This is a genomic window from Nocardioides sp. CCNWLW216, from assembly GCF_037120545.1.
Lineage (GTDB): Bacteria > Actinomycetota > Actinomycetes > Propionibacteriales > Nocardioidaceae > Nocardioides > Nocardioides lianchengensis.
The window spans coordinates 155673-168121 of the sequence record NZ_JBBBBJ010000006.1; the positions used below are offsets into that span (position 1 = coordinate 155673).

The 12449-nt window shown below is 73.0% G+C and carries 14 protein-coding genes; 6 read left to right on the forward strand and 8 right to left on the reverse strand.

The annotated features are described in order from the left end of the window. Window positions 1-4: 4 nt before the first annotated feature. The gene (locus tag V7S47_RS15235) at window positions 5-544 is read left to right on the forward strand and encodes a CGNR zinc finger domain-containing protein (RefSeq protein ID WP_090859446.1); all 540 of its coding nucleotides are present in this window, start codon (window positions 5-7) and stop codon (window positions 542-544) included. 1 nt (window position 545) lies between these two features. Here the strand turns inward: V7S47_RS15235 and V7S47_RS15240 are convergent, their stop codons facing one another. Then, complete coding sequence (locus tag V7S47_RS15240) at window positions 546-1322, reverse strand: alpha/beta fold hydrolase (protein WP_336562357.1); 777 nt, start codon at window positions 1320-1322, stop codon at window positions 546-548. A 10-nt stretch (window positions 1323-1332) separates the two neighbouring features. Further along, window positions 1333-2100: an endo alpha-1,4 polygalactosaminidase gene (locus tag V7S47_RS15245; RefSeq protein WP_336562358.1), complete on the reverse strand. Its 768-nt coding sequence runs from the start codon at window positions 2098-2100 to the stop codon at window positions 1333-1335. Window positions 2101-2132: 32 nt separating this feature from the next. Here V7S47_RS15245 and V7S47_RS15250 point away from each other — a divergent pair, with 32 nt between their 5' ends. After that, window positions 2133-2633, forward strand: a complete 501-nt coding sequence (locus tag V7S47_RS15250; RefSeq protein WP_336562359.1) for an SRPBCC family protein — start codon at window positions 2133-2135, stop codon at window positions 2631-2633. A 50-nt stretch (window positions 2634-2683) separates the two neighbouring features. Here V7S47_RS15250 and V7S47_RS15255 read toward each other — a convergent pair whose 3' ends face one another. Genes V7S47_RS15255 through V7S47_RS15265 form a run of 3 tightly spaced genes read right to left on the reverse strand, consistent with a single transcriptional unit; the run spans window position 2684 to window position 7509 of the window. Further along, complete coding sequence (locus V7S47_RS15255) at window positions 2684-5152, reverse strand: hypothetical protein (RefSeq protein WP_336562360.1); 2469 nt, start codon at window positions 5150-5152, stop codon at window positions 2684-2686. 27 nt (window positions 5153-5179) lie between these two features. Further along, window positions 5180-6979 (reverse strand): 3-hydroxyacyl-CoA dehydrogenase family protein, encoded by a 1800-nt coding sequence (locus V7S47_RS15260; RefSeq protein WP_336562362.1) that lies wholly within the window; start codon window positions 6977-6979, stop codon window positions 5180-5182. Between the two features lie 35 nt (window positions 6980-7014). Further along, window positions 7015-7509, reverse strand: a complete 495-nt coding sequence (locus tag V7S47_RS15265) for a GNAT family N-acetyltransferase (protein WP_336562363.1) — start codon at window positions 7507-7509, stop codon at window positions 7015-7017. Between the two features lie 35 nt (window positions 7510-7544). Between V7S47_RS15265 and nucS the strand changes: the two genes are divergently transcribed. The 3 genes from nucS (at window position 7545) to V7S47_RS15280 (ending at window position 8813) form a co-directional block, all read left to right on the forward strand. After that, complete coding sequence (gene nucS, locus V7S47_RS15270) at window positions 7545-8231, forward strand: endonuclease NucS (protein ID WP_336562364.1); 687 nt, start codon at window positions 7545-7547, stop codon at window positions 8229-8231. 75 nt (window positions 8232-8306) lie between these two features. Beyond that, window positions 8307-8480, forward strand: a complete 174-nt coding sequence (locus V7S47_RS15275; protein ID WP_336562365.1) for a hypothetical protein — start codon at window positions 8307-8309, stop codon at window positions 8478-8480. Window positions 8481-8489: 9 nt separating this feature from the next. Then, complete coding sequence (locus V7S47_RS15280) at window positions 8490-8813, forward strand: DUF952 domain-containing protein (protein WP_336562366.1); 324 nt, start codon at window positions 8490-8492, stop codon at window positions 8811-8813. Here the strand turns inward: V7S47_RS15280 and V7S47_RS15285 are convergent. Further along, entirely contained in the window at window positions 8756-9868 is a 1113-nt protein-coding gene (locus tag V7S47_RS15285) for a sensor histidine kinase (protein ID WP_336562367.1), read from the reverse strand. The two genes, V7S47_RS15280 and V7S47_RS15285, sit on opposite strands and share 58 nt — an antisense overlap. 9 nt (window positions 9869-9877) lie before the next feature. Beyond that, window positions 9878-10789 carry an FAD-dependent oxidoreductase gene (locus V7S47_RS15290; RefSeq protein ID WP_336562368.1) on the reverse strand — a complete coding sequence of 304 codons (912 nt, stop codon included), beginning with the start codon at window positions 10787-10789 and terminating at the stop codon, window positions 9878-9880. A 72-nt stretch (window positions 10790-10861) separates the two neighbouring features. Here V7S47_RS15290 and V7S47_RS15295 point away from each other — a divergent pair, with 72 nt between their 5' ends. Further along, the gene (locus V7S47_RS15295; RefSeq protein WP_336562369.1) at window positions 10862-11920 is read left to right on the forward strand and encodes an alpha/beta hydrolase; all 1059 of its coding nucleotides are present in this window, start codon (window positions 10862-10864) and stop codon (window positions 11918-11920) included. Here the strand turns inward: V7S47_RS15295 and V7S47_RS15300 are convergent. Then, window positions 11917-12441: a ferritin gene (locus V7S47_RS15300; protein WP_090859471.1), complete on the reverse strand. Its 525-nt coding sequence runs from the start codon at window positions 12439-12441 to the stop codon at window positions 11917-11919. The genes V7S47_RS15295 and V7S47_RS15300 overlap by 4 nt on opposite strands. Window positions 12442-12449 lie beyond the last annotated feature (8 nt).

The following is a 12449-nucleotide window of genomic DNA, read 5'->3' on the forward strand; positions in this document are numbered from 1 at the left end:
CAACGTGGTATTCGCCCATGACACCGAGATGGCCCTGCAGGCGGCGGCGACGCTCGCCAACAGCGCGCTCGACCCCGACACCCTCGAGACCGTCGCCGACCTCGACGAGATGTACGCGCGCTTCGAGTACACCGGCCGCCACGAGCGCACCCGAGCCGAGCTCGACGAGGTCCGCGCCCTGCGGCCCCGGCTCTACGCGCTGCTGACCGCCGACCGCGACCGCGCCGTCGAGCTGGTCAACGAGATGCTGGCCGAGGCCCGGGCGCTGCCCCGCCTGGTGCGCCACGATCGCTGGGACTGGCACCTGCACGCGGTCGCCGACGACGCCCCCCTGGCGACCCGGTTCCTGGTCGAGACGGCGATGGCCATGATCGACGTGATCCGCGCCGACGAGATGTCCCGCCTCGACATCTGCGCCGACGACGACTGCGAGGGCGTCGTCCTCGACCTGTCCCGCAACCGCTCGCGGCGCTTCTGCTCCAACTCCTGCGGCAACCGCAACGCCGTGGCCGCCTACCGGGCCCGCCAGGCCGCGAGCGGCTGAGTCAGGCCAGGAACCGCTTCAGCACCTCCAGGAACACCGCCGGCTGCTCGGAGTGCACCCAGTGGCCGGCCCCCTTCACCGTCACCTTGCGCACCCGCGGGAACCACCGCTCCATCGCGGCGGCGTACTCGTCCTGCACGTACGACGAGGTCTGGCCGGCGACCCACAGCACCGGCCCGCCGTACGGCGCGGTGCCGGCCAGTGCGTCCTCGGGCCAGCCACCCAGCACCGGAAGGTCGCGGCCGAGCACGTCGAGGTTGGGCTGCCAGGCCCAGCCGTCGCCCTCGCGACGCAGGTTCTGCAGCAGGAAGCCCCGCACGGTCGGGTTCGGCACCGCCTCGACCAGGGCCGCGTCGGCCTCGTCGCGCCGGGTCAGCGCAGCCAGGTCGAGACCCTGCATGGCGTCGATGTAGCGGCCGAACTCCGACAGACCGTGGTAGTCGACCGGCGAGATGTCGACGACGCAGAGTCGCTCGACGAGCTCGGGGTGGCGCAGGGCCAGCACCATCGCGGCCTTGCCCCCCATCGAGTGGCCGATCAGCGCGACCGGGTCGTCGGCGGACAGCAGCGCGGCGACCTCGTCGGCGACGTCGAGGTAGTCGAACCGGTCCTGCCACGGTGAGCGGCCGTGGTGGGGCATGTCGACCAGGAGGACCCGGTGGTCGGGCGCCAGGGCCTTGGCGACCGAGGTCCAGTTCTTGCCCTGGCCGAAGAGCCCGTGGCAGAAGACGACCCGGGGCCCCGACTCGCCGTACGACGTGGTGTGCAGGCCGGCCATGGCGGCGAGGCTACTTCCGGCAGTACTCGCGCACGCCGTCGGGGCTCAGGTCGCGGTCGCGGTAGACGACCGCCAGCCGGTCGCCGTACTCGCGGCAGGTCTTCACGAAGTCCTGGCGGCGGTACTCGATGACCAGGACGCGCCGGCCGTACTCGGCGGCGTACTGCCCGCACTCGTCGTAGCGCCCGCACTCCTCGGCGACGGCGAAGTCGAAGCCGACCCGACGGCCGTGGAAGCCGGCGAGGTTCTTCTGCCCGACGGCCAGGCCGACCCGGTGGGCCCGACGGGTGAGCAGCCTCGAGAACGCGACAGCGTGCCGCTTGCGGACCAGGCCGTGGCTGCGGGTGAAGGAGTCGAGGTTGTCGTACTCCACGGCCTCGTAGCCGGCGCGCGCGCAGCCGGCCGTCCAGCGGCCCACCACCCGGGCCAGGGCTCGGCGCTTCTGCGGGGTGCGGATGTCGAGCAGCCACTCGCCCCAGGCCTCGTCGACGACGACCCTGCCGGCGCCGTCGCGCAACAGCAGGTGGCGGCGCTTCTTCCAGAACCGCTTCTCGTTGGGCTGGGTCTGGAAGCCGTTGACGTAGCAGACGTCGTAGCGCCCGGCCGGGCGCGCCGTACGCTCGCGCACCACGATGCCGACGTCGTCGGGGACGCTGCGGTTGCCCCCGAGCTGGTAGTCGACGCCGGTCCCGACCGGCAGCTGCTCCACGGCGTACGACGGCGCGACGCCGCCCACCAGCAGACCCAGCACGACGAGCATCCCCATGATCTTGCGCATGCCCGACGGTAACCCGGGGCACGGACCGGAGCATGACCGAGCCTGCCCGCTCCGAGACCCGCCTGGAGACCAGCCGCCTGGTCGCCGCTCCCGCCGCCGACGTCTTCGCCCTGCTCTGCGACCCGCAGGGTCACGTCGCCATCGACTCCTCCGGGATGCTCCAGGACGCCACCGGGGAGCCGGTCGCCGCGGCGGGTGACAGCTTCGTCGTGCACATGGACCGCGAGTCCTTGAACGACTTCCCCGAGATGGGGCGCTACGACGTCACCGTCACCATCCAAGAGTACGAGCCGGACCGACTGATCTCCTGGGACATCCTGGGCCGGGTCCGCCCGCAGATCGGCCACGTCTACGGCTACCGGCTCGACCCGGACGAGTCCGGCGGGACCCTGGTCACGTCCTTCTACGACTGGTCCGACATCCACCCCGACTGGGCCGCGGCCGGCATCTTCCCGGTCATCTCCGAGGACGCCCTGCGCGCCACCCTCGGCATCCTCGACCGCACCGTCCGCCGCGGCTACGTCCGGCCGTGACCGGCTCGGTGGTCGCGTAGCCCGCGAGGGACGAGCGGGCGTATCGAGACCTAGTCGTCGGCGTCCCCGGCGTCCTCGTTGCACTCCAGCTGCGGCGGCTCCTCGCCCGGGAACGCCAGCAGGCTGAGCTGCGGGAGCCGGGGTCGACCCAGGTCGAGGACCAGCGCCCGCCGGCGCGAGGGCCGGCCGGCCCGGTCGCGGTAGTCGTACCCGGCCTCGACGCGCGCCCCGACCGTGTAGAGGCACTCGTCGAAACGGGTGATCTCGGCGACCGGCCCGCGCAGGTCCGCGACGTCCTCGCGCAGCGCAGCGATCCGGGACCGGCGATCGCGCGCGCTCACCCGGTCGGTCCCCTCGCCGGGGTCGCGGTCGCAGCGACCGAGGGCCAGCAGCTCGTAGTCCGGGTCGTCACGCTCGCTGCGGTCCAGGTCGAGCGCCGGCCGGTACGCCGTCCGACCGCCCACCCGGGCCAGGTAGCCCAGCCGCTGCTCGGCGTCGCCGTCCTGGGTCACCGGGACCGACGTCAGGCAGGACTCCCACGCGTCGAAGCGGCCCGCCTTGCGGTCGATCACCCGGACCGCCCGCTCGAGCCGGCCCAGCCGCGACCGGCGCGTCGGGTGGGCGACCCGGGCGTCGGCCCCCGTCCCGTTCGGTGCCGGCGCCCGGCTCAGGCAGCGGCGGGCCGCAGACAGGGCGAGCAGCCGCCACCGGGGCGTCCCGGTCGCCGGCGCCAGCGCGGACCGTCGGTCGAGACCGGTGCCATCGCGCTCGTCGTAGGCGTAGCCCCAGCGGTGCCGCGGGTCCCCCAGCCGGTCCACGCCGACCGGGTGCGTGCAACGGCGCAGCGTGTCGAAGCGTCGTACGCCGCGGCGCAGCCGCTCGACCCGCACCTCCAGGCGGCCCAGCCGGGACCGGGGCCGGGTCCGGTCCCGGTCCCGGGACCTGGCCGGAGCCGCCTCGTGGGCGGCCGCCGGCTCCGTCGTCGCCGGCGGGGGCGGGACCGGGGGCGCGCTCCTCCCCGGGCCCGGCAGCGGTGCCGACTGCACGGCGCCGATGTCGCACGGCACTCCGGTGTCGCGACGGTTGCCGAGCGCGTCGTGGGCGAGCACCCGGTCCCAGTCCAGCCAGGCCTCCAGCAGCTGCCCGGCCGGGACACGAGCCGGCAGCCGGCCCCGGCAGGAGCCGGGCGGGATCCGGGCGCGGACCGGGCTGTCGTCGTACGGCTCGAGCACGAAGCCGCCGGGGTCGTCCTCCAGCCGGGCCAGCTGCGGGCTCTCGCCCGTGACGTCGGTGGTCGCCGACAGACCGCAGGACGACTCGGTGCTGAAGTTGTGGCCCCCCGAGACCGGGTGGTGCAGGCGGCAGCTGCGCCGGGTGGGGATGGTGTCGCCGGTGACGCCCTCGAAGGCCGGCGGCCCCAGGATCGAGCCGAAGACCTCGCTCGGCCCGGCCGCCCCGAGGTCACCCGCGATCGACGCGATGTTGCGGGTGACGGTGGAGGAGACGACGTAGGCCCGGCCCGCGGTCAGCAGTCCGCCACCCTCCCCCTCGGCGTAGTTGTCGGTGACCGTCGAGTTGACCACCGCGAGGTCGCCGCGGGCCCAGACGCCACCGCCGGCGTGGGCGACGGCCAGGTTGCGCGCCACGGTCGTGTTGACCAGCAGGACGTCGGCCTCGCCGGCGATCGCCCCGCCGCGGTCGTCGGCCCGGTTCCCGATCAGGGTCGAGTCGAGCACCGCGACGTCACCGTCGACGGTGAAGATCGCGCCCCCGGGACCGTCCGCGTCGCTGCCGTCGATCAGCGAGTCGACGACCGTGACGTCGCCGTCCTCGTCGGCGTACAGCGCGCCGCCGTCGCCGTCCGTCGTGTTGCCGTCGGCGTACGACCGGACGACCAGGACGTCGCCGGTCGAGCCGATCGCCCCGCCCGAGCCGTCGACCAGGTTGTTGCTGAGCACCGAGTCGTGGACCCGCACCCCGCCCCTGCGCGCGTAGAGGCCCCCGCCGTCGTCGTTGGCCAGGTTGCCGCTGATCCGGCACCGGCGGGCGGTGATCCGCCAGCTCGCGAACACCCCGCCGCCCGGCTCCTCGGACAGGTTCTGCGCGACCACGCAGTCCGACAGCAGCACCTCGCCGCGGGAGATCAGGCCGGCGCCCGGTCCGTCCGCGCCGCCGCGCGTCAGCGTCACGTGCCGCAGGTCGACCAGGCCGGTGCCGTCCTGGCGCAGCACCCGCTTCTCGACGCAGGTCTGGCGCAACACGTGGCCGTGCCCCTCCAGCACCACCGGGTACGGCGACTCGCGGATCGGATCGCCGAGATGGCAGTCACGCAGCACCACGTCGGCGCCGAGGTCGATCCGCCTCCGGGTCGGGTCGGCCCACGCCGCTCGCAGGGCCTGTTCGGTGGTGACCGCTCCCCCCGCCCCGTCAGCGGCGGACGCCGCGTCCGCGGGCACCATCAGGACGAGCAGGACCAGGGCACCCGCGAGGATGCTCGAGCCGGCCTGCGCGCGGACCACGTCCGCGACGCTACGGCAACGCAGGCCTCAGCGGACGCTGTAGTCCCGGAAACCGCGCTTGGTCTTGCGGCCCAGGTAGCCGGCGGTGACCAGGTGCTCCAGCAGCGGCGCCGGCGCGAAGCCCGGCTCGCGGAACTCCAGGTAGAGCTCGCGCTGGATGGCCAGCGAGACGTCGTTGCCGACCACGTCGAGCAGCTCGAAGGGCCCCATCGGCAGCGCGCACCCCTGCTTCATCGCGGTGTCGATGTCGTCGGCCGTCGCGTAGTGCGCCTCGAGCATCTTCACGGCGTCGTTGAGGTAGGGGAAGAGCAGCGCGTTGACGATGAACCCGGCCCGGTCCCCGCAGGTCACCGCGACCTTGCCGACCTTCGCGCACAGGGCGCGGGTGGTCTCGGTGACGGCGTCGTCGGTGGCCACGGTCGAGACCACCTCGACCAGCTTCATGATGGTGGCCGGGTTGAAGAAGTGCATCCCGATGACGTCCTGGGGACGGCTGGTCACCTTAGCCATCGCGATGATCGGCAGCGACGACGTGGTGGTGGCGAGGATGGCGCCGGGCTTGCAGATGTCGTCGAGGTTCTCGAAGAGCGTCGTCTTGATCGCCAGGTCCTCGGCGATCGCCTCCACCACCAGGTCGACCTCGGCCAGGTCGTCGAGCGAGGCGGAGCCGGTCAGCCGGGACAGCACCTCGGCCTTCTTCTCCTCGGTGGAGCGGCCGCGCTGGATCTGCTTGTCGAAGCTCTTGGTGATCGCGGCGACGACGCCGTCGACCTTCTCCTGGCTGCGGCCAACGTACGTGACGTCGTACCCGCTCTTGGCGAAGACCTCGATGATGCCGGTGGCCATCGTGCCGGTGCCCACGACCCCGACGGTGGTGATCTCGTGGCGCAGCGCCGGCTCGTCGTCGGCCGACGGGGTGAGGGCGTCGGCGACGACGACCGGGCTGTCGGGGGCCTCGTAGGTGTAGAAGCCGCGCCCGGTCTTGCGGCCGAGCAGGCCCGCGGTGACCATCTGCTTGAGGATCGGCGACGGGGCGTGCAGCCGGTCGCGACCCTGCCGGTACATCGTCTCGAGGATCTCGTACGCCGTGTCCAGGCCGATCAGGTCGAGCAGCGCGAGCGGGCCCATCGGGTAGCCGCAGCCGTAGCGCATGGCCGCGTCGATGTCCTCGCGGGTCGCGTAGCGGCCCTCGTACATCGCGACCGCGTGGTTGAGGTAGCCGAACAGCAGGGTGTTGGCGATGAAGCCGGCCTTGTCGCCGCAGACCACCGGGTTCTTGCCGAGCGCCTCGACCAGCGCCTTCACCTCGCCCAGGACCGTGTCCTCGGTGACCACGGTGCGCACGATCTCGACGAGGTCCTGGACGGGCGCGGGGTTGAAGAAGTGCACGCCGACGACGCGACCGGGTCGGGCCGTCGCCGTCGACAGGTCGGTGACCGAGAGCGAGGAGGTGTTGGTCGCGAGGATCGCGTCGGGCGCGACGATCGCGTCGAGCTCGCGGAAGATCTGCTTCTTCAGCTCCATCGACTCCACCACGGCCTCGACCACGAAGCCCGCCCCGGCGAGGTCCGTCAGCTCGGTCGTCAGCGAGATCCGGCCCAGCAGCTCGGCCTGCTCGGCCTCGGTCAGCTTCTCGCGCTTCACCGCGCGGGCCGTGGAGTGCTCGAGGTACTGCCGGCCCCGGGCCAGCGCCTCCTCGTCCTTCTCGACGCCGACGACGGCGTACCCGTGACGGGCGAGGACCTCGGCGATGCCGGCACCCATGGTGCCGAGGCCGACGACGCCGACGGTGGTGAGCGTGCGGGCGGTGGCGGTGGTCTCGGTCATGTCGGGGATGCTGCCAAAGATGACCCGTGAGTAACTTACTTAGTGAGCGACGTCACCATCATCAGTCGTGGGCCGTGCTCGAGCAGGCCCATCCGCTCCTCCGTGCGCTGCGCCGCGCGGTGCCAGTGCTCCAGCCGTTCGAGCTCGCGGAACCCGAGCCGCTCGTAGAACGGCGCGTTCCACGGCACGTCGCGGTAGGTGCTGAGGGTCAGCCGCCGGTGGCCGCGCGCCCGGGCCTCCGCCTTCGCGGCGGCGACGAGCGCGGACCCGATCCCCTGCCGCCCGTGGTCCCGTCGTACGGCGAGCAGCTCCAGGTGGGCGTCGCCGTCGATCTCCAGGACGTGCGCGAAGCCGACCGGCGGACGACCGGCCACCAGGAGGAAGCCCGGCTCGAAGGCCCGGTCCTGCCCCGGCGTCGGCGGGTCCCACGGCGGGTTGCCGAACCGCTCCAGGAAGAGCTCGTCGGCGTCCGCCTCGATCCCGGCCAGCAGGGGGAGGTCGGCGGCCCGCGCGGGGCGTACGTCGGTCACGCCGCCACCGTAGGCGACCTGTAGATTCACCGCCCGTGAGAATCGTCGTCGCGAAGTGCCAGGTCGACTACGCCGGTCGACTGACCGCCCACCTTCCGATGGCCACCCGGGTCCTGATGATCAAGGCGGACGGGTCGGTCCTCGTCCACTCGGACGGCGGCTCCTACAAGCCGCTCAACTGGATGTCACCGCCCTGCACCCTGCGCGAGGGCACCACCGAGGACGGCGTCGTCGAGTGGACGGTCACCAACCCCAAGACCGACGACACCCTGCGGATCCTGCTGACGGAGGTCCTCAGCGACTCCAGCCACGACCTCGGCGTCGACCCGGGCCTGCAGAAGGACGGCGTCGAGAAGCACCTGCAGGAGCTGCTCGCCGAGCACCCCGCCACCCTCTCCCCCGGCCTGACCCTCGTCCGTCGCGAGTTCCCCACCGCGATCGGCCCGGTCGACCTGATGTGCCGCGACGGCGAGGGCGTCTCCGTCGCCGTCGAGATCAAGCGTCGTGGCGAGATCGACGGGGTCGAGCAGCTCACCCGCTACCTCGAGCTGCTCAACCGCGATCCGCTGCTCACCGGCAACGGCGCGGTGAGAGGCATCTTCGCCGCCCAGGAGATCAAGCCCCAGGCCCGCGTGCTGGCCACCGACCGCGGCATCGCCTGCGCCGTCGTCGACTACGACGCGCTGCGCGGGCTCGACGATCCCAGCCACCGGCTGTTCTGAGGGTGCGTCGCCGCTCGTCCACAGCCGTGGCGGATCCACTGGCGACTCCCGCCCCCTCGACGTAGCGTGACCGGCATGACGAGCGAACCCAGCCTCACCCGCCGGGTGACCCGACTCGAGAACGACGTCGAGTCGGTCGATGAGCTCATCACCGAGATCAGGTCGGTCCAGGACGAGCACAGTCGACGGTTCGAGCAGGTCGAGGCCACGCTCGGCGAAGTCGTCCGGCGCCTGCCCGAGCCCCGCTGAGCTCCCTCCGTGCTGATCTACCACGTCGCGACCGCAGCCGACTGGGCCGAAGCGCAAGAGGCTGGTGCTTACACGACCTCGACGTACGGCGTGAGCCTGGCGCAGGAGGGGTTCATCCACGCCAGTCGCGAGGAGCAGTGGCCCGCCGTGCTCGAGCGCTTCTACGCGGAGGTGACCGAGCCGCTGGTGCTCCTCGTCATCGACACCGACCGGCTCGACGTGCCGCTCGTCGAGGAGGCTCCGGCGCCGGGGGTGGAGGAGACCTTCCCCCACCTCTACGGCGCGCTGGATCCGGCGTCGGTGGTCGACGTGCGGCCGTTGGGCGCGGAGTAGGGCAGCTCGACGCGGAAGGTCGTCCCGACGCCGAGCCGACTCTCGACGCTCACGTCCCCGCCGTGTGCCTCGACGATCTTGCGGACGATCGAGAGCCCCAGCCCGGCGCCCTGTGCGTGCGCGGCCACGGCACTGGGGGTCCGGTAGAGCCGGTCGAAGATGCGGGAGGTCTCCTCCTCGCGCAGGCCCACGCCGGTGTCGGCGACCTCGAGCCGCGCCCCGCCGTCCGTCTCGGCGACGAGGACTCGCACCTCGCCGCCCGAGGGCGTGAACTTGAGGGCGTTGGTGAGCAGGTTCTCGACCACCTGGACCAGCCGGTAGAAGTCCCCCGACACCGGACGCACCGGCCCGTCGGCCTCCAGCACCAGCCGTACGTCGGCCTCCGCGGCCGCCGCGCGCTGGTCACCGACCACTCGGCGAGCCAGCGCGGCCAGGTCCATCGGCTCACGCACGATGCGCAGCCGGTCGCCGTCCAGGAAGGCCATCGTCAGCAGGTCGTCGACCAGCCGCATCTCGCGGGCGGCGTTGCGCTCGATGACCGAGACCAGGCTGCGGGCGGTCGGTCCGAGCTGGTCGGGACCGAGGTCGGCCAGCAGCTCGGTGTAGCCGATGATCGAGGTGAGTGGGGTGCGCAGCTCGTGGGAGACCGTCGCGATCAGCTCGTCCCGCAGCCGGTCGGCCTCCTCCTGGATCCGGCGCCGCTCGGTGATGTCGCGGATGGCGGCGGAGACCATCACCCCGTCGTCGGTCTCCAGCGGTGAGAGGGAGACCTCGACCGGGACCTCCTGACCGTCGCGGTGCAGGACGGCCAGCTCGTGGTTGCCGGTCGACCACGGACCCGGGCTCTCGAGGAAGCGCTCGGCGCCGCGCCGGTAGCGCTCGGGCAGCAGCACGTCCACCGCCTGCCCGACGAGCTCGTCGCTCGACCAGCCCAGCACGTGGAGCATCTGCCGGTTGGCGAGCACCACCCGCGCCTCGCCGTCGACGATGACCGTCGCGTCGGGAGCGGCGTCCAGCAGCTTGCGGAACAGGCTGGCATCACCGGCGATGGCCACGTGTGAAGCCTAGGCCATGGCCTCGGCGAGGCCGGCCACCTCGTCGGCGCAGCCCCACGACAGCGTGACGCCGGCGCCGCCGTGGCCGTAGCAGTGCACGACGCGACCGACCCGCTCGAGCCGGACGGCCGGACGCGCGGGACGCAGCCCGACCCTGTGCTGCAGCACCCGGGCTCCGGCCAGCTCGGGCACCAGCCGCGCGGCCCGCGCGAGGATGGCGGCGGCGGTCTCCGGCGACGGCGTACGACTCCAGTCGCCCTCCTCGTCGGTGCCGCCGACGACCACGTGCCCCGAGAGCGGTACGACGTAGGTCGGCCCCGCTGAGTCGAGCCACCAGCGGTCCAGGCCCCACTGCTCGAGCACCACGACCTGCCCGCGGACGGGGGTCACCGACAGGTCGGCGCCCAGCAGCCGCGCCCCGAGACCCGAGCAGTTGACCACCAGGTCGCCACCCTCCGGCAGACCCCGGACGTTGAGGCGGGTCAGGGTGCCGCCGAGGTCGAGGAGCCGCGTCCGCAACCAGTCCAGGTGCACCGGCATCTCGACCACGGGCGTGGTGAACGACCAGCCGTCGTCGTACCCCGACGGGAGGCCGGTCGCCCGCTCCAGGCCGGGGACCGCAGCGGCCCACCACGGCTGGACGCGGGGCTCGGCGAGCACCTCGGTCCCGGGGACCATCCGGACCCCGGTCGCGACGTCGGCGGACAGCTGCTCGAGCACCTCGAAGGTCCGACTCGCCCAGGCCGCGACCCGGTCGGGCGGGAAGGCGCGGTAGGGGTACCAGAGCGCCGCAGCCACGGCCGAGGTCGTCTCGCGGGGCAGGTCGCGCGCCACGACGTCGACGCGGTGCCCGGCCTCCAGCAGGCGCACCGCGCAGGTCAGCCCCACGACGCCCGCTCCCACCACGATCACCCGGCTCACGTCTGCAGTGTGGCAGGCCGGGCGTCGTCCAGGTCACAGCGTCGGACCTCGGAGCGGGGGTACTACTGAACCATGTTCAACAACCTGCGCGCGCGGACGCTCCTCCTCGGCCTGGTCGGCGGACTGCTGGTCGCCCTTCCCGCAGCCCCCGCCGCCGCGGGCGATCGGGACCGCGCCCCACGCATCGTCTCGCGGGCGGTCACCTTCTCGGTGGTCAACCGGGGCCCCGGGTGGTGCGCCGCCGACGGCGGGACCCATCAGGTCCGAGGTCGCCTCGTCGGCACCCGCGCGGCCGTCGAGGGCCGCACCGGCGCGCGCCGGCTCAACATCCTGGTCCACGACTTCGCCGCCGGCTCCTGGTTCTGGCACCTGCGCAGCCACCCGGCCTACGACTACGCGACCCAACTCGCCCGGCGCGGTGAGGTCTCGCTGGTCCTCGACCGGCTCGGGTACGGCGCTAGCCCGCTCGCCGACGGTCGCGCGACCTGCCTGGGCGCCCAGGCCGAGACGCTGCACCAGGTGGTCCAGCGGGTCCGGTCCGGGCTCTACTCCTTCTCCCCCGACCGCGACACCCGGCCCCTGCACGCAGCCAGCGTGGTCCTGCACGGCCACTCGGTCGGCGCCGCGATCGCCCAGCTCGAGGCCGGGACGCACGACGACGTCGACGGGCTGGTGCTGATGTCGTGGGCGGACTCCGGCGCCTCGACGCGAGCGGTCCGCGCGGCCTCCGCCCAGGTGTCGACCTGCCTGCGCGGCGCGGACTACGCGACGTACGGCGGCGGTGCCGCGGCGTACCGGGCCCTGATGTTCCGGACGGCACCCGTTGCCGTCCAGCGCAGCGCCGTACGACGCCGCAGCGCGGATCCCTGCGGCGACGCCACCAGCCTCGCGCCGGCGCTGCTCCCGTCGGCCCTGGCCGCTCGGAAGGTCGACGCCCCGGTGCTACTGCTCGTCGGCAGCGCGGACGTCCGGGTCCGTCCGGGCGCGGCCGAGCGTCAGGCCCGGTCCTACCCGCGCGACGTCGCGGTCACGACCCGCACCATCCCCGGTGCCGCGAGCGCCCTCCCGCTGGAGCGCTCCGCGCCGGCGACCCGCCGGACCGTGCTGCGCTGGCTGCGGGCCTTGCGCTAGGCGCCGGCGACGCGCGGGGCGGTCGGGTCGGCGCCCTCGCCACCCTGCTCGCGGGCGACGTACTCCTCGATGTCCTCGACGTCGTCGAGGTTGCGGTTCACCACCGCGAGCAGGTCGGTCATGGTGGCGACCTCCTCGACCTGCTCCTTGATGAACCACTGCATGAACTGCTCGGAGGCGAAGTCGAACTCCTCGCGGGCGATCCGCAGCAGGCCGTTGATCTGCTCGGTGACCCGCTTCTCCTGCTCGAGGGCGAGCGCGACCGGCGCGGCGACGTCGGCGAAGGTGGCGATCGGTGCCTCGACGCCCGGGATGACGACGTCGGCGTCGGTGTCGAGGAGGTACTGGACCATCATCATCGCGTGGTCGCGCTCCTCGAGCGCCTGCGCGTAGAAGAACGCGGCCATCCGCGGCATCGTCAGCGCGTCGTAGTAGACCGCGCAGGCGAGGTACTGGTTGTGGGCGGAGAGCTCGTTGCCGATCTGGACGTTGAGCTGCTCGGCGAAACGGGCGGCGGGCATCGGTGCTC